The sequence below is a fragment of the Pseudomonas sp. SJZ103 genome, assembly GCF_007828335.1.
Classification (GTDB): Bacteria; Pseudomonadota; Gammaproteobacteria; order Pseudomonadales; family Pseudomonadaceae; genus Aquipseudomonas.
Genome location: NZ_VIUN01000001.1, coordinates 512,878 through 535,391 on the forward strand (window position 1 = coordinate 512,878; position 22,514 = coordinate 535,391).

Below are 22,514 nucleotides of genomic sequence, written 5' to 3' on the forward strand. Positions count from 1 at the left end.
GCCCGCACTGTCTCAGACCCGCTGCAACGTGCGTTGCGTGCCCTCGGTCAACTGCCGCACCAGGCGGTTGTGTTCGTTGGCTTCCTCGTCGGCCAGTTGCTGGCGACGCTCCAGGTATTCATCCGAACGCCTGTCCGAAAACGCCTGATCCAACACGCTGACTTTGTAGGTGATGGTGTCCTTGACGGTGAAAAACGCCTCCGGCTCACTGCTGGCCAGGTACTCGATCCAGAACTCGGTGGCCACGATCGCCTCCTGCAACGCCGGTGACTGGCCGAGCCGGCGCAGGGTCCGGCGCGCGTCGTCGATCACTGCCGGCGTCACATAGTCATCCACGCTGTACAGCAGCTCCAGTGGATAAAACGGCAGGTTGAATTCCCGCGCCAGTTTACTGCGCAGGTAGATGGTCACCTCGGCGTGATCGACGTCCAGGTCGGCACGCTCGCGCGCAAGCACGAACTGGTCGGCAAAGTGATCGAGCTGATTGAGGTAGAAGCAACTCTTGGCCAGTTCCAGCAAGGCCCGGTCGGCCAGGTAGCTCCTGGGTTGCAGCTTGGCCTGGTGGATACGGTGATGCAGCTCCATGTTGGTAAAGGCCAGCAGCACGCTGTCGCCGCAATTGCCTGAACCGTAGGTATTGAGGCAGATCGTGTTACGCAGTTGCGTCGATTCGCCCATGGCGATCAGCAGGCTCCAGACCCGCTCGGTCAGCCGTGTTCTTGACGCGGGGCTGCGGTAGGCGTGGGTCCTCTTCAGGTCACGCAGTACCCGGAACACATCATCGGCACTTGCCGTTTCATTCGCCTTCAACTGCTCCCACAGTTGTTGGCGGGCGGCCACGTCCTGCGCCGCCACGCCGGTCAGCCAGGTATCGAGGTCGTTCGGCGCCGCCGGGGCATGGGCCGGTGTACGCAGTTGGCCACCCAGTCGGATACCCGTGGCAATCCGGTAGGCGTCGATGCTCTCCAGGGTCTCCACCGACAGCGGGTTTTCGTGCAGCAGGGTGTTGCGATTGGCGGTTTGCAGCCAGGGGTTGGTGAAGACTTCTTCGGGAACGGTAGTGATCCCGTTTGCCTGCAGGTGCAGCTCTGTAAGCACCGGCAGCGCGCTGGCCCCGATGGGCCATTGCGTGATGCCGGTGTTGGCCAGGCGCAGTGTATTCATCTGCAGCATCCGGCTGACATCCGGTGTGAGGGTCAGGTCCGGGTTGTCGTTCAGGTCGAGTTTTTGCAAGTTGACCATGTTTGCCAGGCGCTGCACGGCCTCTTCGGTCAAACGCAGGTCGTTGTCACTCAGGTCAAGGTGGGTGAGGGTGGTCATATCCGTGATCGCGCTGGGCAAGTCCGTGAGGCGACAGTCGACGCGCAATGCCTTGAGCTGGGCGAACTTACTGAGAAATTCCGCCCCCGTGGCAGGGAACGTGTTGCCGGAAATTCGCAGGTATTCAATGTGGCTGAAGCCGCTGGTACCCGTCAGGAAAGCCCCCGGCGGCAGGCCTTCGTCGTCCAGTTGCAACTCCAGTGACGGCACGTTGAACAGGCCGGCGATATAGAACGTCGCGTTTTCGCGCCGCCATGCGCCCCGCAGTTGGTAGGCGATATGGCGCCGCCGGCCACGGTTCATGCCCAAGGGGTCATTGAGTGCGTTGTCAGCCGGCAGCAAGGTTTCACTCCAGCGGGAAAGCTCCACATCCATGGCCTGGTACTCGGCCTGGCGGCGCTCCAGCTCGATCAGTATTTCCGGGTCCGTCATGTTCAACGACCGCAAGAAGCGCCGTGCGTCGTCGTTGTTGAAGCTGGGGTAAAGCTCCTGGGCCTTGGCCACCAGACTCGGCGGTCGGGGGCCGAAAAAAGACTGGATCTGGCGCCATAGCGGATACACCAGAAACGAACGGTCCAGCCCCATGGCCGGTTGCATCCAGGGCTGCAAGTGCGGGATGTCCAGCAGGCCCTTGATGTCCACGCGACGGGCGAAGGCCAGTTCGGCAAGCTGGTTGCGCAGGTCGGCGATACCGGCTTCGGTGTCCACTTCAAGGACGGCCTGCTCGGCGGCAGTCAAGGTGCTGAGAATGACCCGCAGCAGTCTGATCGAAGGCTGGCCCAAGGCTTGGCCCTGTTGGTCATAGGCTTGATAGCCGTGGGTGGTTCGGGCCACGGTCTTGCGTGATGAACCCACCAGGTAACCCGCCGTTTCCAGCAGGCGCCCCTCGTTGTCCCGTTCACGGATATCGATGCGCAGGCTCCGTGGCCAACCCGGCAGGGAACGCAGCAGGTACAAGGTGATCCTGTCGCTGTCGGCATTGGCGCAGGCGTCTGCATATAAGCCTTCGAAGGCGCGATTCAAGCGCAACTCGTGGCTACTCAGGCGCGCCTGTTCCGAAAGGCGCAGGCTCAACTGGTTTTTCTCGTGCAACTGCTTCAGCTCGCGTGGCGAGGCGTGGCCAAGAATGGCCTTGACCGTGCGGGTCGGCAGGTCTGGATGCCGGGTCTTGAAGCGGCGCTCTTGCTCGGTGCCTTCGGACTCGCTGCGTCGGTAAAGGGACTTGAGGATTTGCGCCCGCTCCCGGTCGGTGTACTCGACGATTTGCGTAATCAGCTCGACCCGGCGCTGTTCCGGGGTCTTCGGTAGCCGGCCCAACAGGCCCTGGACCACATCGTCGTGGGGGACAATGGCGTCCAGCAGCCTGGCGCTTTTGAACTGCGCATCGGTGACCTTCACGACCTGGTCGTTGGGCCGCCGATGCTCAGGGTATTGGTGGGTGACACGATCATTGCTGTCGACAATCTGCAGCACGTGGCTGTCGGGCCAGCCGGGCAGGCTGGAGATCACCAGCAACTGCAGGTCCGGGCGCGCGGAAGGGGAGCCGGGGAACTCATACATTGCCTCGATGAACCGGTTGATTTCCTGGTCGATACGCAGGCGTTTGCAGGTATCGGCCAGCAGCGGCGGCGCCGCCCGGCCGCTGCGGTGTGCCTGGCGCAGCACGTGGGCCGGGGTGTCGGTCAGGGCGAGAAGGGTGCGGGCGGTATCCCGAGGGAATGCGTAGTGGTCGCCCCCAAGACGGTAGAGCAGGCTGTGGTCGTCCCACCCCATGGGATTCTCGCTGGACAGGCGCCAGGCGCCGTCGCCATTGTGCTCCAGGGTTGGGGTGTCGACGCCGATCTTTTGCGGGTGCTTGAGCCGCCACTTGAAGGTCCGCGTGTCATGGGCAATCCGGTACCAGGAACCGAACAGGGGCAGATAGTGCTCGCCCCCAAGCGCGAAAATGCCCAGGGCATCCGGCCGCAGGTGGCTCGGCAGTGACAGCGTATGCTCGTACTGCGCCAGCGACCCGTCGGCCAGCCTCACAAAACCCTCCGGGCCGCGCTGGTTGCTCATGTAGTCGCCCAAGGTGACCCGCAGGCCCATGGCGTCGGAGGCACTGCGCATGCCCAATTGTTGCCGCTCATGGGGTTGCAGCACCGAGCTGATGGCCAGGTAGAAACTGTCCACCGCCGGCGATACCGCAATCGTGCCGGCATTGTGCATATCGTAGGCTTCATAGACGCCCTCGCCGTAGTGACGCAGCTCTACAGTGAGGTCGTCAGGACCGCTGCTGGCATACGGCTTGGCGATACGGCCGGCAACCACTTCGGTGATGACGAAATTGCGCTTGAGACTTCGGCGTATCAACGCCGAGGCAAACTCCCTGGCCCATTGATCGGCATCGTTGTTGAACTGGCGCGGGTGATACAGCGCGTCGATCGCGGCGTCGATACGCAGCGCGGTGCGATGGTTATCCAGCAGTTCGGCAAAGACCGTCGGCAGTCCTCCTTCTCGTAAGTAGGCCTGCTGTTGGCGCGGGGTCAGCGGATGCTGGGCCAATAGACGCTCCAGCATGGCCGGTGACAGTGGGTTATTGAGGTCGCGCAATTTTTTCAGCAGTGGAGTGACGGCGACCGCCGGCGCTGACGCCTTGAGTGGCAGGAAGCGGCGCACATTGGTGGGTGGCAATGCCTCATGTTTTTCATAACCGGCGTAATTCACCACGGCGGCGAACAATGCCAGGCGTTCGCGACGCGCGAGGGCGGCGACGTCGCGCCGTACCGCCATGATCCGCTGTTCAGGCGTGGCGTCGGGTTGATCCGTGAAGCCCAGTGGTGAGGTGCCCGGTTGCAGGCTGATGACCAGGCTCAACAGGGGGGCGGCCCGATAGGGCGGCTGGCCGTGATCGCCTTCGGCCTGGTAGCTGCCGTTAGCGCTGCGGATGATCGTGATCGTCGTCGAGCCGGGCATCGGCTGCTCGGTCTTGCCGAAGGTTGCGATCACCCTGCGTTGCGGGTCCTTGATGCTCAGCAGGGCGGCGCTGGGCCAATCGGGGAGCTGGGTCAGCAGGCATAGCACCACGCTTTCGCCATAGGGAGGCAGGTAGCCGGCTTCATGAAAGCGATTGATGATGTGTTCGATCACCTGGTCGGCCTGCAGGCGTCGCACGCCTTCGATCAGGTTCAACGGTGCCGGTTCGCCGCGCCACACATGCTCCAGGGTATCGCGGGAGGTGGCCGTGCTGCGCAGTGTGCGTTCCAGATCGGCCTGGGCGATAACCGATGCATCGTTGGGCAGCATCTGCTGCAGCAGTTGGGTATCCGACAGGGCTTGGGTGTTGTGCAGGTCGAAGGTCCAGGCTTGCAGCGCCGGGTTGAAGATAATCGGCGGCTTGTACCCGCTGCTGCTGCGCTTGAGGCTGTAGCGCTGCGAGACCTGGTCGTGGACGACCTCTGCCACCAGGGTCTGGTTGTCATGGTGTAGCTTGACGTATTGCCGGTCTTGTACGGTGAACACGCACAGGGCGTCGGCGCGTTTACCCTCGAGCAGGTATTGCTGGCTGTGGGCGTAGGGGCGGGCGTCGGGTTTCCACAGTTCATCCACACCGTCGGGGCGCGTGACTTTGCGCGGGTTGCCCAGCCGGTGCAGGTGTTCGCGCATGCGCTGGCGATGGGCGCTGCCGGCAACGCTGATCAAGCGCCCGCTGATGGCCAGGTCGGCGACATCGCTCAGGGTCGAGGCGAAGCTGCTGGCATCGCCCTTGACCGCTTCATCCAGGCCTGCGCTGACGCTGTAGGTCATGCTGCCCAGTACTGCCAGTTGCATGACCCGGTTCATGCCCGTGACCCCGCCGGGCAGGGGTGTGAGCAGCAGTTGCAGGACTTCGGCGGCAATGGCGGCGGTGGCGTCCTTGACCGCTTGCCAATCGGCTTCGGAACGGCTGTTGGCCAGGGTGTCCAGATCGGCCTGGCAGCGTTGGATCTGCCGGTAAGTCAGGGCTTGCACCAGGGTGACGGCGGGGCCGGTATGCGGGTCGGTGGAGAAGCGCATATCGTTGAGCGTCCGCTCCGGGAACGCCGTGTGAAAGCCATCGTAAAGCCGCCCGGCCAGCCAGCTCATGCCCTCGGGGCGTGGCGCCTGGGTCAGCAACGACTGGAACACCGACAGCCCCACCAACGGCAGTTGCTGGGAAAACCAACCCAGGTCGCCTTGCTGGTGACTGTCCAGCAACTGCTGGCGAAAATCCGCCTCTGCCGCGCGCGCGTCGCTGTGGTGGCGCAACGCCCCGCCGGGGCGGAACGGAAAATAGGACAGCACGCCGAGGCTGGCCACCCTGATCAGCAGCAGCGGTACGGGAATCGCGCTTTCCCAGGGGACGAAAGGCACGGCGATGATGGGCGTGACGCCGGAGGTCAGGCTCAGGCTGTCGACCGGCAGTTGCGGCCCACTGCCTTCGAGCGATGCCGTAAGGCGGTCATACACCTCGCGGGTCAGGCCGTTGCGGGCGCGGTTGCGCCAGGCGTCGAGCACATCGAATTGCAACAGCGCCAGTACCGCCTCGCCCATCAGCCGGCGCAGCGTGCCGTTCTCACCGAGGGTGGCCTGGATTTTCACTTGCAGTTGGTGGCCCAGGTCCAGCTCGCGGGCAATGGCGATGAATGCCTGCGCCGTGAGGCTCAGATCACCGTCTTCGCCCACGACGCGGCTGGCGTCCACCAGGCTGTAGCCGGAGTCCTGGTGGATCGAAGTGGTGAAACCAAAATTCAGGCACGCGGCTTCCCATAACGACAGGCTCTTGACGTGTTCGATGTCGCGCAGATCCCTATCGGAGCGACGGGGCACGCGGACGTGGCTGCCCGGCTGCCGGTCCCAGGGCAAGGGTTGCTCGACCTTTTCCAGGTAGGTGGTCTCGAAGCGATAGTGCTCCGGATCGCGCCCACCGATTCGGTTACGCAACTGCGCCAGACCATCGGTCTTGAAGCTGCGTACCACCCGCTCCTTTTCGGCCTCAACCGCGGCCAGGGCCGCCAGGGCGTTGCGTTGCAAGCGCAGGAAACGTGGTTTTTCCTCGGCGTCCAGGCCCTCCAGGGCTTGCAGGACATTACGCTGGATCAGTGCCAGTGCCTGTTGCTGGGACCAGGCGGTACTTGATTGCAGATTGCCGGACAGGCCGTTGAGTAATTGATGAGTCGGCATGCGCTCTACCTTTCACGATAAGTGGAAGGCAGATGGAACCATCGCGCATGCCGGCGCCGGGGCTATCTATTTAAAGGCCGGTGCATCGCCGCGCAGCGTCTGGTCCAGACGCTTGTTGAACTCCAGCCACGCCGCCAGCCCGGCCATCAGCGCCAGCCCCAACAGTGCGCTGAAAATCTGCATAGGCCAGGCATCCTCGGCCTGGGCGTTGAGCATGTCTGCCAGCGGCGCCAGCAGCACGCCGAGGCAGAATACCTCCAGGGAGTAGCGGCCCATGCGGCAGCTTTGCTCGGCCAGCCAGTTTTGCGTCCAGCCGCGACCCGGCAACAGTTTGGCGGTGACATAGGCCAGGGCCAGGAAGTGCAGCAGGCGTAGCGGCGAAAGGTTGGTCTTGCTGATGGGGTAGATCAGGTCGCTGAGCCAGGACGGCATCACCGCGTCATGCACCTCGGGCCAGCGCCACGACAGCGTCAGCACACACGCCACCACGGTGTACACCGCCGCCGCCAGGAACAACGGCTGGCGCTTGAGCGGGCGCTGTTCCGGCGGGCGCGCTTGGCTGGCATGCAGCGCCGCCGCGCCACCGAGGATAAACAGGAACTGCCACGTCACCGGGTTGAAGTACCACACACCGTCGGCAATCGCGCGCAGGTTCCAGCCCATCCAGGGCGCCAGCAGGTACACGGTCGCCGACGCGGCCACCACCAGCCAGGTCCTGCGCAACAGCAGCGGCAACACCAGCGGCAATCCGGCAAGCAGCACGATGTACAGCGGCAGCGGGTCCATCAGGTTGGGTTTGAAGCGCAGCAGCAACTCATCGGTCAGGGCCTGTTGCGGGTGGGTGACGAAGTGCGTCAGGCCCATCTCCTCGACCAGGTCGCGGGTTTCCACATGGCTGTTGGCGAAGAACACGATGCCCATCAGCATCGCCAGCAGGAAGATATGCACCACGTACAACACCCAGGCGCGGCGCAGGATTTTCAGTGCGGCAATCCAGTAGCCGTCACGTTGCAGGATCTTGCCGTAGGCCAGGACGGCGGCGTAACCCGCGAGGAATACAAAGACCTCCGCCGCATCGCTGAAGCCGAAATTTCGCAGGGTGATCTGGCCGAGAGGATTGTGGGGGACGTGATCCCAGAAAATGAAGATCAACGCCAGGCCCCGAAAAAAATCGATGCGTGGGTCGCGTCCGTTCAGCATGGCAGCGGGCTCTTGAACAAAAGGTTTAGTAATGACAGGCGAACGCGCGCGTCGTCGTACGCCGCACGTCGGGCGGGCGCAGGTTGGCGTTATTTGTAAGTAATTGCAAAGGTTGGGTATTACTGAATGTCTCTAGGCATCAATGATCACCAGTAGCCCGGCGATTGCAGCGAAGTCCAGTAACGGCATGTGAATTTCCTTGTTTCAACGATGCCGTCGGTGGTCCGGTTCAGCGGGGAAAGGGGGGGCTAGAACGCATTCATCAACAGTACTGTGCACGGCTTGGCTTGGTGCTCGTTGATCTGCGGCACCAGCCGGGTGAAGTGTTCGGTCCGGCAATGGGTGTCGAGCGCGGCCTGGTCGGGCCATTGCTCGATGAAAATGAAGTGCCCTGGGTCTTTCTGATCGACAAACAGATCGTACGAAATGCACAGCGGTTCCTGGCGGGTTTTTTCCACCAGTTCGGCGTACCAGGGGCGCACGGTGTCGAGGTATTCGGGTTTGATGAAATCTTCGGCGATGACTTTCAACACGATCTGGGTCCTTTAAGCAGCGTCGACTTCATGGGGCTCAAAACTGTCCGCCCGCGCCATCTGCCACATGCGTGAATAAAACTCGCCAGTGACCTCGCCGGTGAGCAACTCGCCAGGCTTGAGGAACACATGCAACTGCGAGAACAGCTTGATCTCGGTCGCCGACATGCGCCGTACCAAGTGTTTGGCCGACAGCTGCGACGGATGGTCCAAACCTGCCGCCGCGAGCATCTCGGCCAGGGCCTTGAGGGTGTTGCGGTGGAAGTTGAACACGCGCTGGGCCTTGTCCGGTACCACCAGGGCGCGTTGGCGCGATGGGTCCTGGGTGGCGACGCCGGTCGGGCATTTGTTGGTGTGACAGCTTTGGGACTGAATGCAGCCGATGGCGAACATGAAGCCACGCGCCGAGTTGGCCCAGTCGGCGCCGATGGCCAGCACGCTGGCGATGTCGAAGGCGCTGACGATCTTGCCGCTGGCACCGAGCTTGATCTTGTCGCGCAGGTTCAGGCCCACCAGGGTGTTGTGCACGAACAACAGGCCTTCGCGCAGCGGCACGCCGATATGGTCGGTGAACTCCACGGGCGCCGCGCCAGTACCGCCTTCCTTGCCGTCCACCACGATAAAGTCCGGGAGGATGCCGGTTTCGAGCATGGCCTTGGCAATGCCCATGAACTCCCACGGGTGGCCCAGGCAGAACTTGAAGCCCACCGGCTTGCCGCCGGACAGCTCGCGCAGTTGCGCGATGAACTGCATCAACTCGACAGGGGTGGAGAAGGCGCTGTGACGCGACGGCGAGATGCAGTCTTCGCCCATCATGATGCCGCGCGTTTCGGCAATCTCTTTAGTCACCTTGTGCTTGGGCAGGATACCGCCGTGGCCGGGTTTTGCGCCCTGGCTCATCTTGATTTCGATCATGCGCACCTGCGGGTTTTGCGCCTGCACGGCAAAGCGCTCCGGGTCGAAGCGGCCGTCGCTGGTGCGGCAGCCGAAGTAGCCGCTGCCCAATTCCCAGGTCAGGTCGCCGCCGTTTTCGCGGTGATAGGGGCTGATGCTGCCTTCGCCGGTGTCATGGGCGAAATTGCCGAGCTTGGCGCCCTGGTTGAGTGCGCGGATCGCATTGGCGCTCAACGAGCCAAAGCTCATCGCCGAGATATTGAACACCGACGCCGAATACGGCTGCGAGCATTGCGGACCACCGACCATCACGCGAAAGGCACTGGGGTCGCTCAGCGGCGCGGGGCGCATGGAGTGGCCGATAAATTCGAAACCCAGCTGGTACACATCGATCAGGGTGCCGAAGGGTTTGTCGGCCGTTTCGTTCTTGGCGCGCGAATACACCAGCGAGCGCTGCGAGCGCGAGAAGGGCAGGGCGTCGCTGTCGGACTCCAGCAGGTACTGGCGGATTTCCGGGCGGATGGCTTCTACCAGGTAACGGATATTGCCCAGGATCGGGTAGTTGCGGCGCACCGCGTGGGGGCTTTGCAACAGGTCGAAAATACCGATCAGGCTCAACACACCGGTGACCAGGGTGATGGGCCACAGCCATTCGTGTTGGATAAAGGGGAGGCTGGCGAGGGTGAAAATGACGCACACGGCAAAGAAGGCGTAACGGCTTAGCAAGGACAGGCTCATACGGTTTCCTTGGGTTCGGACTCTCAGGTCGATCCGGCATTCTGCGCCAGTAACGAAACGCCAGACAACCTGCAGGTGTGCTCAGTTTGATCCCCGTGATGGGACAGACTGGCCCGAAATAGACAATGCGCGGCTATCGGTCAGTTCAAACCGGGCCTGGTTTTCGGTGGTCGAATCTGCCCCGACGAAGACGGTGAACGTGCCGGCCTCAACCACCGGCGAAAAATCGCGGTCCAGCAGGGCGAAGTCCTCTTGATCAAGGGTAAAGGTCAGGTCCCGAGCCTCGCCGGGCGCCAAGTGCACTTTGCGAAAGCCGCGTAATTGGCGAACCGGGCGGGTCACGCTGGCGACATCATCGCGCAGGTACAACTGCACGATTTCTTCGCCTGAGCGCGCTCCGGTATTGGTGACGGTGACCGATACGGCCAACGCTTGGGTGGACGCCAGCCGCTGTGCGCTGAGCCGCGGCGGGGAGTAGCTGAACGAGGTGTAGCTGAGGCCGAAGCCGAAGGGGTACAGCGGCGCCCAGTGCTCATCGATGTAGCCGGAGACATACCTCTCATCGCCGCTGGGCGGACGACCGGTGCGCTTGTGCGCGTAGTAGAGGGGGATCTGCCCCACGCTGCGCGGGAACGTGATCGGCAGTTTGCCGCTGGGGTTGACGTCACCGAACAGGATATCGGCCACGGCATTGCCCATCTCACTGCCCAGGAACCAGGTTTCCAGCAGCGCCGGCGCCTGGCGCACGGTCTGCGAGAGCACCAACGGGCGGCCATTCATCAGCAGGATGACCACGGGTTTGCCGCTGTCCAGCAGGGTACGCAACAGCGTCTCCTGGCCACCCGGCAAGCCCAGATTCGCGCGACTGCGGGCTTCGCCGCTCTGATCTGCGTGCTCGCCAAGTACGGCGACCACCACCTCGGCAGCGCGGGCGGCCTGCTGGAGCTCGATAAGGTTCTGAGTCTCGTTGCTGATGGGCGAAGCGCCGGGCAGGTAAACCACCTCAGTGTCAGGCGCGACAGCGCGGCGTATGCCCTGCAAGACCGTGATCGAATCTTCGGGATGACCCGCCAAGGCCCATGGGCCGATCGTGGCCTCGGCATCCGTGGCCAGGCTGCCGACCACCAGCACGTTACGCAGGTGCTTGGACAGCGGCAGCAGGGCATCGGTGTTTTTCAACAAGACAATCGACTTCTGCGCGGCCTCGCGCGCCAGTGCCCGGTGCTGCGGTGTCAGCACATTGGCCCGTTGCCGTGCCTCGTCGCTATAGCGGTAGGGATCTTCAAGCAGTCCCAGGCGCTGCTTGGCCTGGAGTACGCGGCGCACCGCATCGTCCACGGCGGTCAGGGGAACCTGGCCATTGCGCACCAGCGTGGGCAGGTATTGGCGGTAAGTCTGGCTGGCCATGTCGATGTCCACGCCGGCGTTGAACGCCAGCCTTGCCCTGTCGGCCGGGCCTCCTGCGATGCCGTGCTGGCTCAGCTCCCAAATGGCGTTGAAGTCACTGACGATGAGGCCGCGAAACCTCCATTGATTGCGCAGCACACCGGTCAACAAGGCGCTGTTGCTGTGCAGGGGTGTCCCGGCCAGCTCGTTGAATGCGGGCATGATGCCATCGACGCCAGCTGCTATAGCCGCCTGGAAAGGCGGCAAATACACTTCCCGCAACGTGCGTTCCGACACGTCAGCGACGTTGTAGTCGCGCCCGCCTTCGGCCGCGCCGTAGGTCACGAAGTGTTTCGCGGTCGCCAGCATAAATGAGGGGGCTGGAGGCCCGGGACCATGGAACCCCAGCACTTTAGCGCTGGCCAGCGCCGCGCCCAGGAACGGATCTTCGCCGGTACCTTCCACCACGCGACCCCAGCGCGGGTCGCGGGCAATGTCGACCATCGGGGCGAAGGTCCAATGCACGCCGCTGGCCGTCGCTTCAACGGCCGCCGCGCGAGCGGTCCGTTGCGCCAGGTCGGGGTCCCAGGCCGCGGCTTCTGCCAGCGGAACGGGAAATACGGTACGAAAACCGTGAATCACATCGAACGCAAACAACAGCGGTATATGCAGGCGCGAACGCGTGACGACCTGTTCCTGTAACCGGCGAGTCCGCTCGAAACCGTAGACGCCGAGGACCGAACCAACGGTGTGCATGGGCAGTTGCGTCAGTTCGCCCTGGTCAATGACGGGGCCGGTAGGCGTGTCCTGGACGCCGAGTTGGTTGAGTTGGCCAACTTTTTCTTCGAGTGTCATCTGCTGCAACAAGCGCTCGACGGGGTCTTGCTCGCCGGCGTGGAGAGCGCTGCCGCTGAGACTGAACGCCAGGTAGCACAGTGCCAATTTGCTATAGAGCCTCACGGGCGATTGCCGGTGTCAGCCGTTGAAGGGGTACCAATTGCCGTCGATTCCGAATTGAAGGGATGGTACTGATACAGCCAGGTCTCTGACAGCGGCTGGCCGTCAAGGCGCAGGAAAAGGCGCAGTTCCACCGGGTCCTTGCCGTCGACGCTCAAATCGAACTGTGCTCGCCAATGGCCGGCGACGTCGTCCGGCACCGCTTCGGTAAAAACCTGGCTGAGCTCGCCTCTGGAGCAACTGATCACGGCCTCGGGCTTGACCCCCGGCGCGAGTTTTTCCAAGGGTGCGCCTTGGAATTCGACCACGAATTTACGCACACCCACAGCGCGCGGCTGGCCCGGTTGGCCGCCTTTGCCCAGGCGTGTGGCCACGCACACTGCCAGTGGCGAAACGTAGGGCTCCCGGGCCAGCCAGTGCAGGCGATAACGCAGCGCATAGCGGTTGCCCGCTTCGGCTGGCGCCGAGGGCACCCACATTGCGACGATGTTGTCGTGGATCTCGTCGTCGGTGCCGTTTTCCATCAGTTGCACGCTGCCTTCGCCCCAATCGCCCAACGGCTCGACCCACAGGCTGGGACGCCGCTGGTAATTCACACCATCGAGGTAGTGGTCAAAATTGCGGTCGCGTTGTAGCAGGCCGAAGCCCTTCGGTTGACGATCGCTGAACGCCGAAACCAGGGTGCGTGGCGGGTTGTTCAGGGGGCGCCAGATACGTTCTCCGCTGCCGGTCCACAGCGCCAGGCCGTCACTGTCGTGGACCTCGGGGCGCCAGTCGGCGGCGGTGCGCTTGGCGGTTTCACTGAACCAGAACATCGAGGTCAGCGGCGCAATGCCCAGCCGGCTGACGTTCTTGCGCAGGAAAAACGTGCAGTCGATGTCCATGACCACGCCCTGTGTGCGGTGGATCTCGAAACGGTAGGCGCCGCAGATACTGGGACCGTCGAGCCGCGCATAGAGGATCATGGCGTTTGCGTGTGGGTGCTTTGGCGGCTCGAACCAGATGTGGGTGAAGTCGGGAAACTCTTCGGCCTTGCCGGCTTGTGCCACGTCCAGGGCAATCGCCCGTGCCGATAGACCGTACTGGTACAACTCGCCGATGGCCCGGAAGTACGATGCGCCAAGAAAGGCCACCCAGTCGTTCTGTTGCCACGCCAGCCTGGCCTGGTCGCCCAGGCGGCTTTCCTGGATACGGAAACCGGCGAACCCACTGTTACGGGGCAAGGCATGGGCCGGGCTGTCGCCTGGCATATCGAAGTGCGCCGGGTCGTAGACGATCTCGCGGGCTATGCCGTTGTCCAGGACATACATCCTCACGGGGGTGCGAAAAAACGACCCCAAGTGAAAGAACGTCACAGGGAACTTACCCGGGCCTTTGGCGAACAGGGCGCGCTCGGGTTTGAAGCGGATCTGGCCGTGGGCGGTGTAGTCGAGTCTCGCCAGCAGCGTGGCCGATGCGGTGCTGGGGTAGGTGTAGGGTTTCAAGGCATCGGCTTGTGCCTGTTCGATCAAGTCTTCGAAGGAAAAAGCGCGTGACTGGTCGGTTGTATTGGCCGCCTGGGCGCCCCTGCCCAGAGGCATGAGCAGGACGCCCAGTGAAGCGAATGTGAGGAACTCGCGGCGCGTAGACATGGTGTCCTTTCCTTCGACGATGAGGGGCCAGGCCTCACGTTCAGCACGCCACCGGCATGCAATCGTGTTGCTTGTGTGGAGTGTCGAGTCGGGAAAAGGGTCTGTCTACTGTCAGAAATAACAGGTTGCGAGGGCAGGCAGATCAACGCTCTGAGCAGGTTTTTTTAAAGGTCGATCGTTCATGCTGCGTCTGCTGCGAAATCGCGGCCAAGGCTTGGCCACGCAGGTGCCCATTTCAGAGGCCTTGGCGCGCGGAACTCATAGGTCGTCCCTGGCCACTTAAACGGGAGTTCCTCCACCTTTCCCAAAGTGAGCCGACCATGAATATCAATACTGCCCTGACCTCTTTGGACCTCCTGGCACGCTTTGCCCAGCCGCCGCAGGTGCCTTCTACCGCGCCTCATTCTGCGTCAGACAGCACGCCGCTCTATACGTCGACACGCCGCGAATCTGCACCCGCCATGTCCAATGACAACGCGTTGGTCAAGGCCAGGCTCGATCGGCAACTGGCACCGTCATTGGGTTCTACTCACCGGGCTCCATCGGCGCAGACGCCCGAAGCCGCAGAGCGCAGCGGGATACAAAAGGCGAGTGGCGACATTGCTCGGCACACCTGGTTTATTCCCGGCTTGAGCAACATGCTTCATGGGGTGGAAAAGTCAGATGGCAGCGTAGACGGGATGATGGAAGGGCTGAAAAGCGGCCTTGATAAAACCCTGAAGACGGGTTTGGCCACAGCGATTGCGGGGGCCACGAGGGGCGATTGGTTGTCGGTTATAAACGGATACGGGCAAGCGGTCGCCCATAACGAGTCCACGCCCAAGTCGGTCAAGTCGATGTTGGGCTGACCCAGGCGCTGGGGGGCACGTTCGTTTGCGCTGCCGGGCTTGCAGGAGCACTGAAAACAGCGCCGACTGGGATTTGATCCCCCGCATTCGAGCGATGTCCTTACTGGCGGGGCCGCTGAGCGTCAAGCGGCCTACGTTCAGTTCGCGGAGGGCGTGTCCTACGTCGTCGTCTGCCGAATCGGCAATACCACGCGAAACGTCGTCCCCTTGCCCAGCTCACTGCTGACAGAGATATCGCCATGGTGTTTCTTGACGATGCCGTAGGAGAGTGACAGCCCCAACCCCGTGCCTTCGCCCACCGGCTTGGTGGTGAAAAACGGGTCGAAGATTTTCTGTATCGCCTCGGGGGCAATCCCGCAGCCGTTGTCCGCCACTTCCAGCCACACGTTCTCGCCTTCCACACCGTTGCTGAGGGTGATGATGCCGCGTTCCGGCCCCATGGCCTGCGCAGCATTGATCACCAGGTTCATCACCACCTGGTTGAGCTGCGAGGCCAGGCATTCGATCTCTGGCAGCGGCGCGTAGTGCTTGACCACATCGGCCTTGTACTTGAGTTCGCTGGCAACGATGTTCAGTGTCGAATCGATGCCTTGTTGCAGGTTTGCAAATTGCCAGGTCTGGTCGTTGTCCACCCGCGAAAAGTTTTTCAGGTCCTTGACGATCTGCGCCACGCGACCGATGCCTTCCTTGGACTCGTGGATCAATATCGGAATGTCGTCCTGTAGAAAGTCCAGTTCCAGGCGGGTGCGCAATGCCTTGAGCTGCGCGTGCTGTTCACCCGTGGCGAGGGTTTCTTCGGCCTGCTGGTAAGCCTCCAGCATCTGTTGCAACTGGTTGAAGTAGCCGTCGAGCGTGCTGAGGTTGGACGAGATAAAGCCTACCGGGTTGTTGATCTCATGGGCCACGCCCGCGGCGAGCTGCCCCAGCGAGGCGAGTTTTTCCGACTGCACCAGTTGGCTTTCCAGGTGCTTGCGCTCTTCGATTTCCTGCTGCAGCGCTTGCGTGCGTTGTTCCACCTGCCGTTCCAGCTGGCTGGTTTGCAGGGTGGCGCGACGGGCCATGTCCCATTTATTGCTCAGGGTGTTGGCCATCTGCTGGACTTCGATGTTGTCGAACGGCTTTTTCAGGATCAGCAAGCGATCATGACCGTGCAGGCGATCCAGCAGGTCTTCCCAGGAATAGTCCGAGTACGCGGTGCACACCACCACTTGCAGGTCGGGGGCGACTTTCCAGAGTTCTTCTATGGTCTTCGCACCGTCCCAGCCTTGGGGCATACGCATGTCGACAAACGCCAGGGCATAGGGCTTTTGTTGCGCCATGGCGGTGATGAGCAACTGCAGGCCTTCTTCGCCGCCGTAGGCCGAGTGCAGGTCGAACACCTGGGCCTGGGCTTTGGCTGTATCGCCGAAGAGTGCCGACTCCATGTCGTCCAGCACCTGGTTGGATTCAACGGCAGGCATCAGGATCTTGCGGAAATCGTCGTGAATCGACGGCGTGTCATCAATCAGCAGGATGCGCCGGTTGGGAGGCTGGTTCATACGGGGCTTCCGGCAGGAGTGAGGGGGATTGTCAGGGTGAATATCGCACCTTGGCCCGGCCCGTCGCTATGGGCGGTGAGCCGTCCATTCATTTCCACGGCGGCCAGTGCGCAGCTGTGCAGGCCGAAGCCGTGGCCTTCCTTGCGGGTGGTAAAACCGTGGGTGAAGATGCGCGTCATATTTTCTGCGGGTATACCTTCGCCCTCGTCCTTCACGCTGATCTGCAGAGTGTCTTCATCCAGCTGCTGGACCGTCAGGGTCATCTGCCGTGGCCGGTCGGTGAGGTTGGACATGGCGTACTTGGCGTTGCTGATCAGGTTGACCATGATCAGCAGCAAGCGATGTTTGTCGCCGAGGACTTCCGGAACCTGCCCGTAGTGCTTGACCACCGTGACATTGTGCCGGCTCAGTGCCCCCGCGTTCATGCGCAGGGCGTCTTCCATCAAGGTGCTGATCTGCACCGGCTCCTTCAGTGAGGCTGCACCCGCATAGGATTGTTGGGTGGAGACGATGTCCTTGATGTGGTCCACGCTTTTGCTCAACTGCGCCAGTTCCTCGATCAGGCCTTGTTGCTCGACGGCAATGGCGTCCACCAACTGGTTCAAGTAGCCGGGCAGCAGTTTGCCCTTTTCATCCTCGGTGATAAAGGTGCCCAGGTCGGTCTGGCGCTCATTGATCAACTGCATGGCTTTACCCAGGCCCATCGCCTTGCTGCTGCGCAGTTTGCGGGTGACCAGGTCGGCGGAGATGTTCACGCTGTTAAGCACGTTGCCGACATTGTGCAGCACGTTGGTGGCGATCTCTGCCATGCCGGCCTGGCGCGCGCTGTCCATCAGCTCGGTTTGGGCATTCTTGAGCTGTTGGGTGCGCCGCTCCACGCGCTGTTCCAGGGTTTCGTTCACCGCCTGCAAGGCGCGATTGACGCGGTTGATCTCGGCGAAACTGCGCAGCAAGCGAATCGTCAGGTACAGCAGCAAGGCCACCAGCAGGGTCGAGAACACCAGCAGGTAGCGGTGGTATTGCTGTTCGACAAGGTCAAGGGCCTGTTGGTCCTGGTTGAGGTGGTTGGTCAGGTCATCCAGGCGTTCGGCAACCGGGATGGCGGCGATCTCTTGGAGCAAGGTGTTCACCACCGGCTGCTCGCGCAGGATCAGTTCGATGTGATTGCTCAGGATCTCCACCGGGGCGCGAAACTCGCTGGGCAGCAGTTCCTTGTTGACTGCCAGCTTGCCCAGGCCGACGAGGATGTCGGCGGCGCGCTCTTGGGTGGTGACCAGGGCGAATTCCAGGCTGCTGAGCAGCAAGTCGTAGGTGTCGGTGGCCACGCTTTGCAGTTGCGGTTTTGTATCGTCGTTCACCTGGTTGAACTGCGCCTGGATATCGTCTTCGGCGGTCGGCAGGAAGGCCAGGGAGTTGCGCAACACGGCATTGTGGGACTTGAACTGGTCGATGCGCCGGGCCTTTTCCTGGATGGCCGCTTGATAAGCCTGCCGGCTGGCTTGCCAGGCGGGCAGGTCTTGCGGGCTGTGGTACGAGTCGTGCGCTTCCAGCTCGGCCCACAGCCGCGTCATTTCTGTCAGAGGCGCCACCAGGGGGTCGTAATTGTGGGTGATGGCGATCCTGGCCTTGAGCACTTCGCTGTCCCACTGGGCGTTGAGTTGTTGCAGCTGCCGGATCAGGTCCCGGGAGTGGGTGTAGGAAGACGCCTGGTCGCTGGACGACTTGACGTACAGGAAGATCAGCGTCGAGGCCAGCAACAGGGTGATGAACCCCAAGGCCAACTGGCTGGCGCGGCGGCGATAGAGGGTCATGACAATCTGCTCATAAAGGCTTGCCCAACCATTCGCCGGTCAGGGTCTTGAGAAACTGGATAATCAGGTCTTTATCCTCCTGTGAGGGGTTGCGTCCCAGTTGGTACTTGAACATGACGTCAACCGCTTCTTCCAGGGTCCTGGCCGAGGCATCGTGAAAATACGGCGCCGTGACCGCGACGTTGCGCAGGCTGGGCACCTTGAACACGTGGCGGTCTTCTTCATCCTTGGTCAGCAGGTAGCGCCCCAGGTCCGACTCGACGGGGTTGCCGCGTGCCTTGAAGTAGTCGCCCATCACGCCGAACTTCTGGAACATGTTGCCGCCGATGTTGATGCCCTGGTGACAGGCGATGCAGCCGTAATCCTTGAAGCGCTGGTAACCGTACTTTTCCTGGATCGTGAGGATTTCCGTGTTGCCCAGCAGGTACTGGTCAAACCGTGAGTTGGGCGTCAGCAGCGTGCGTTCATAGGTGGCCAGGGCATTTTGCACATTGGCCGCGGTGATGCCATCGGGGTAGGTCTGTTTGAACGCTGCCTGGTAGGCGGGCAGGGCGGTCAGGTTCTGCACCACGGTTTTCCAGTCGCTGCCCATTTCCACCGGGCTGATGACCACCTGCTCGACCTGCGCTTCCAGGGTATCCACCCGGCCATTCCAGAACTGTTTGAAGTTCAGGCTGGCGTTGAATACCGAAGGCGTATTGATTTCCACGGGCTTGCCGTCGAAACCCAGGGAGAAGGGTTTCGTGTCGGCGCCCCCGGATTCGAGGTGATGGCAGCTGGCACAGGACAGTGTGTTGTTGACCGACAGGCGCGGCTCATTGAACAGTTGGCGCCCCAGCTCGACCTTGGCCGGGTCGAGTGGCGGCACCGGCGGCATGGGTTTGAGCGCTTCGTCCAGCGGCGCGGCCGTCACGGTCATCCCCAGGCACAGCCCCAACGAGAGGGTGAGGCCGAAACGGTAGGTTGAAACGTCGCTCAAGCGAGCACTCCTTGCAGGCATAGGGCTATTGGTCGGGCATCAGTGTGGGGCTGCCCACCTGCAGTAACTGGGCGAAATCCTTCGCAGGTACGGCCTTGCTGAACAGAAAACCCTGGCCTTCTTCGCAGTGCTGGGCTCTCAGGAAGTTCAGCTGTTCGACGGTCTCCACCCCTTCGGCGATGATGTTCAGCTCCAGGCTCTTGCCCATGCCGATGATAGCGCTGATCAGTTGCGCGTCCTGGCTATTTTCGTGCAGCCCGCGCACGAATGATTGGTCGATCTTCAGCACATCGATGGGAAAGCGTCGCAGGTAGCTGAGGCTGGAGTAGCCGGTGCCGAAATCATCCAGGGCCAGGCGCACGCCCATGGCCTTGATCCGGTTCAGGATATCGACCGTATCGTCGACATTCTGCATCAGTACGCTTTCGGTGATTTCCAGCTCCAGCTGGTTGGGCGGCAGGCCGGTCTGCTTGAGGATGGCGGCCAGGTTGTCGACAAACTCGCGCTGGCGGAAGTCGATGGCCGAGATGTTCACCGAGATGCGCAGCGGCGCCAGGCCCATGGTGCGCCAGGCCTGTGCCTGTTCGCAGGCGTGGCGCAGCACCCACTGGGTCAAGGGGACGATCAGTCCGCTGTCTTCGGCCACCGGAATGAAGTCGGCCGGGTGGACCCAGCCCGAGCGCGGTTGAAACCAGCGGATCAGCGCCTCTGCGCCGAGGATCCGTCCGGTTTTCAGGTCCAGCTTGGGCTGGTAGTGCAGCGCAAACTCATCGTGTTCCAGGGCCTGGCGGATCGCGCTTTCCAGGTTCTGTTGATGCTGGGCGCGCAGGTTCATGTCTTCGGTGTAGAAACTCAGATCGTCCGGGCCACGCTCCTTGGTGGTGTGCATGGCGGTTTCGGCGTGCTTGATCAGCTCCACCGCAGTGCTGCTGTCATTCGGATAGAGGCTGATGCCCAGGCTCGCGGTAACGCTCAGGTCGTGCCCCGCGACATGGCGGGTGACGCTGATGGCCTTGAGTACCTTCTGGGCGATGTGCTGGGTTTGCTGGGGATGCTGGACATCATTGAGCAGGATCACAAACTCGTCCGAGCCATAGCGAAACACCGAGTCCGACGCCCGAACGGCCGCCACCAGGCTTTGGCTGACCTGCTGGAGCACCTCATCTCCCACCGGATAACCCAGGGCGTTGTTGATGCGCTTGAAGCGGTCGAGCCCGATAAACATCACCGCCAGTTGCGTGTCATGGCGTCGGCCCAGGGCAATGGCCTGGGTCAGGCGGTCGCCCAGCAACGTGCTGTTGGGCAACTCCGTGAGCGCGTCGTATTGCAGCAGGTGCGAGACTTTCAGCAACTCCTGCACGCGGTCCTCAATCGTGCGTTCGAGCCCGATCACCTTAAGGGCGGCATCCTGGGCGAGCTGCCATTTCCAGGTCAGGGCGCTGGCCATCTGGCGGATTTCCAGGTGGTCGAAGGGCTTCTTCAGGATCAGCAACTGGTCATTGTACTTCAATCGCGCTTCGATCGCTTCAAACGAATAGTCGGAATAGGCGGTGCACAGGGCGATCTGCAGGTTGGGATCGACGTTCCACAACTGCTCGATGGTTTCCAGGCCGTCCCAGCCAGGCGGCATGCGCATGTCGATGAACGCCATGGCATAGGGCGCATTGGCTGCCAGGGCCCGATTCACCAGATCCAGGGCTTCCTGGCCCTGGTAGGCGGAGTCCAGCACAAACGCCTGGCGCACAACCGTCGTGGTGCCGAACAGGGTTTGCTCAAGGGTGTCCAGGGAAGCCTCGCCGTCTGTGTCGGCGCAGAGGATCTTGCGAAAGTCCTGGTGGATGGATGTGGTGTCATCGACGATCAGAATTCGCCGATTGGCCCGTCCTGAGTCCGGGGTCATGACGCACTCCACAGCTGCAAGCGACTCGACGACATAACGATTCCTTCCCTGATTGCAAAGATGAGTGAGACGCCCACTTAAGGTGACAGCATAGTCGAGCTCCCTTGATATCGACGGCCAGTTGGCGTCAAATCAGTGCAGGCTTTTGCATGTATACACACCGCGTCGACCGGCTTTGCCCTTCCAGAGACGGAGGCGGCATGGCACAAGTGTATAAATCGGCTCAATTTTGTTTAATTTGAAGGCGCAGTCAGCATGGATGAACAACTCGCTAAACAGCCCACTATTTTGCTGGTCGACGACGAAGAGTCGATCCTCAACAGCCTGCGTCGGCTGCTGCGTGGCCAGCCTTTCGATGTGGTGCTGGCCGGCAGCGGTGCCCAAGCCCTGGAAATAATGGCGGCCCAGCCCATCGACCTGATCATGAGCGATGCGCGTATGCCTGGCATGGACGGCGCGCAATTGCTGGCCGAAGTCCATCGGTTGTACCCCGGCACCTGCCGTATCCTGTTGACCGGTTACGCCGATCTGCCGACGATCATCAAGGCGATCAACGAAGGGCAGATCCACCGCTATATCGGCAAGCCCTGGAACGACGACGAACTCAAGCTGATCCTCCAGCAGACCCTGGATCATCAGCGCCTGGAGCGCTTGACCCTGGAGCAGAACGAACAGCTCAAGGTGCTCAACGCCACACTCGAAAAACGGGTGGCGGCGCGCACGTCCGAGTTGCAGCAAACCGCCGACATGCTCGACCTTGCCTACGACGAGCTAAAGCGCAGCTACGTGACCGGCACTGAAGTGTTTTCGTTGTTGGCCAACCTGCGCCTGCCCAAGAACAAACAGACCAATCGTCCGCTGATCGAACTGGTGCGCGTGTACTGCGCCGCCCAGTACATGGACGAAGCCAGTTCGCGCGACCTGGCCATGGCCGCCGCGTTGTACAACATCGGCAAGCTGAGCTGGAGCGACAGCATGTTGATCGAGCCGGCCGACAAGCTGCACAGCACTGATCGCGAGCGCTACCGTGGCTATCCGGCCCAGAGCGAATCGCTGCTGATGACCCTGGAGCCGATGAAGGATGCCGCGCGGATCATTCGTCATCACCAGGAGCGCTGGGACGGCAGCGGTTTTCCCGACCACCTCAAGGGCGATGCGATTCCGTTTGGTTCGCGCCTGCTGAAACTGGCGGTGGACTTCATCGAGTTGCAGAAGGGGTTGATCCTTGAGCGGCAGATGAACAGCGATGAGGCATTGTTGTACATCCGCAAATATGCCGGGCGCCTCTACGATCCGGAGCTGGTCGAGGACTTCATCCTGGCCTGCGCCGCGTTTCTCAGTGATGTGACCCTGGGCGACCCCACCGTCAAGGTGCTCACCACCCGTGAGCTGGAAGAAGGCATGGTCCTGGCGCGCAACCTCAACGCCGATAACGGCATGTTGCTGCTCAATGCCGGCAAGGTGTTGAACCTGCCGTTGGTGGACAAGCTGATTGCGTTTGAGGCGATGGAAGGCGCCAAGTACAGCGTGTTTATCAAGGAGCCGGACGAGACCGACGCGGTGCTTCATTAATTTTCATTTTTTGAGTTCAAGGTTTT

At 61.9% G+C, this 22,514-nt stretch carries 12 protein-coding genes; 2 read left to right on the forward strand and 10 right to left on the reverse strand.

Translation table 11 applies throughout. The features are described 5' to 3' along the window. Nucleotides 1-12: 12 nt before the first annotated feature. The 6 genes from FBY10_RS02570 to FBY10_RS02595 form a co-directional block, all read right to left on the reverse strand. Nucleotides 13-6,501 carry an NEL-type E3 ubiquitin ligase domain-containing protein gene (locus FBY10_RS02570; protein WP_145335172.1) on the reverse strand — a complete coding sequence of 2,163 codons (6,489 nt, stop codon included), beginning with the start codon at nucleotides 6,499-6,501 and terminating at the stop codon, nucleotides 13-15. A gap of 66 nt (nucleotides 6,502-6,567) precedes the next feature. Further along, nucleotides 6,568-7,701 (reverse strand): OpgC family protein, encoded by a 1,134-nt coding sequence (locus FBY10_RS02575; protein WP_145335170.1) that lies wholly within the window; start codon nucleotides 7,699-7,701, stop codon nucleotides 6,568-6,570. Between the two features lie 248 nt (nucleotides 7,702-7,949). Beyond that, the gene (locus tag FBY10_RS02580) at nucleotides 7,950-8,234 is read right to left on the reverse strand and encodes a putative quinol monooxygenase (RefSeq protein WP_131697407.1); all 285 of its coding nucleotides are present in this window, start codon (nucleotides 8,232-8,234) and stop codon (nucleotides 7,950-7,952) included. 12 nt (nucleotides 8,235-8,246) lie between these two features. Beyond that, a complete protein-coding gene (locus FBY10_RS02585; RefSeq protein WP_145335168.1) occupies nucleotides 8,247-9,866 on the reverse strand; it encodes an FMN-binding glutamate synthase family protein in 1,620 nt (539 codons plus the stop codon). Between the two features lie 81 nt (nucleotides 9,867-9,947). Beyond that, nucleotides 9,948-12,212: a beta-glucosidase BglX gene (gene bglX, locus FBY10_RS02590; RefSeq protein WP_256663389.1), complete on the reverse strand. Its 2,265-nt coding sequence runs from the start codon at nucleotides 12,210-12,212 to the stop codon at nucleotides 9,948-9,950. Next, a complete protein-coding gene (locus tag FBY10_RS02595) occupies nucleotides 12,209-13,789 on the reverse strand; it encodes a glucan biosynthesis protein (RefSeq protein ID WP_256663401.1) in 1,581 nt (526 codons plus the stop codon). The genes bglX and FBY10_RS02595 overlap by 4 nt, the downstream gene beginning before the upstream one ends. A 371-nt stretch (nucleotides 13,790-14,160) precedes the next feature. Between FBY10_RS02595 and FBY10_RS02600 the strand changes: the two genes are divergently transcribed. After that, the gene (locus FBY10_RS02600; RefSeq protein ID WP_145335163.1) at nucleotides 14,161-14,688 is read left to right on the forward strand and encodes a hypothetical protein; all 528 of its coding nucleotides are present in this window, start codon (nucleotides 14,161-14,163) and stop codon (nucleotides 14,686-14,688) included. Nucleotides 14,689-14,846: 158 nt separating this feature from the next. On the opposite strand, the gene FBY10_RS02605 is transcribed toward FBY10_RS02600, so the two are convergent. Genes FBY10_RS02605 through FBY10_RS02620 form a run of 4 tightly spaced genes read right to left on the reverse strand, consistent with a single transcriptional unit; the run spans nucleotide 14,847 to nucleotide 20,916 of the window. Beyond that, nucleotides 14,847-16,226: an ATP-binding protein gene (locus FBY10_RS02605; RefSeq protein WP_131697403.1), complete on the reverse strand. Its 1,380-nt coding sequence runs from the start codon at nucleotides 16,224-16,226 to the stop codon at nucleotides 14,847-14,849. Continuing rightward, nucleotides 16,223-18,037 (reverse strand): DAHL domain-containing protein, encoded by a 1,815-nt coding sequence (locus tag FBY10_RS02610; protein WP_145335162.1) that lies wholly within the window; start codon nucleotides 18,035-18,037, stop codon nucleotides 16,223-16,225. The genes FBY10_RS02605 and FBY10_RS02610 overlap by 4 nt, the downstream gene beginning before the upstream one ends. A gap of 10 nt (nucleotides 18,038-18,047) precedes the next feature. Further along, complete coding sequence (locus FBY10_RS02615) at nucleotides 18,048-19,016, reverse strand: cytochrome-c peroxidase (protein ID WP_131697401.1); 969 nt, start codon at nucleotides 19,014-19,016, stop codon at nucleotides 18,048-18,050. 25 nt (nucleotides 19,017-19,041) lie between these two features. Continuing rightward, complete coding sequence (locus FBY10_RS02620; protein ID WP_131697400.1) at nucleotides 19,042-20,916, reverse strand: bifunctional diguanylate cyclase/phosphodiesterase; 1,875 nt, start codon at nucleotides 20,914-20,916, stop codon at nucleotides 19,042-19,044. Nucleotides 20,917-21,171: 255 nt separating this feature from the next. Between FBY10_RS02620 and FBY10_RS02625 the strand changes: the two genes are divergently transcribed. Continuing rightward, nucleotides 21,172-22,488, forward strand: coding sequence for an HD domain-containing phosphohydrolase (locus FBY10_RS02625; RefSeq protein ID WP_145335160.1), 1,317 nt, complete (start codon nucleotides 21,172-21,174; stop codon nucleotides 22,486-22,488). Nucleotides 22,489-22,514 lie beyond the last annotated feature (26 nt).

Bases quoted from the DNA above. Each gene is read 5' to 3' on its own strand.
- FBY10_RS02585 (WP_145335168.1), bottom strand. From the start codon at position 9,866: ATGAGCCTGTCCTTGCTAAGCCGTTACGCCTTCTTTGCCGTGTGCGTC.
- FBY10_RS02605 (WP_131697403.1), bottom strand. From the start codon at position 16,226: ATGAACCAGCCTCCCAACCGGCGCATCCTGCTGATTGATGACACGCCG.
- FBY10_RS02625 (WP_145335160.1), top strand. From the start codon at position 21,172: ATGGATGAACAACTCGCTAAACAGCCCACTATTTTGCTGGTCGACGAC.
- FBY10_RS02595 (WP_256663401.1), bottom strand. From the start codon at position 13,789: ATGCCTCTGGGCAGGGGCGCCCAGGCGGCCAATACAACCGACCAGTCA.
- FBY10_RS02620 (WP_131697400.1), bottom strand. From the start codon at position 20,916: ATGACCCCGGACTCAGGACGGGCCAATCGGCGAATTCTGATCGTCGAT.
- FBY10_RS02570 (WP_145335172.1), bottom strand. From the start codon at position 6,501: ATGCCGACTCATCAATTACTCAACGGCCTGTCCGGCAATCTGCAATCA.
- FBY10_RS02610 (WP_145335162.1), bottom strand. From the start codon at position 18,037: ATGACCCTCTATCGCCGCCGCGCCAGCCAGTTGGCCTTGGGGTTCATC.
- FBY10_RS02600 (WP_145335163.1), top strand. From the start codon at position 14,161: ATGAATATCAATACTGCCCTGACCTCTTTGGACCTCCTGGCACGCTTT.
- FBY10_RS02575 (WP_145335170.1), bottom strand. From the start codon at position 7,701: ATGCTGAACGGACGCGACCCACGCATCGATTTTTTTCGGGGCCTGGCG.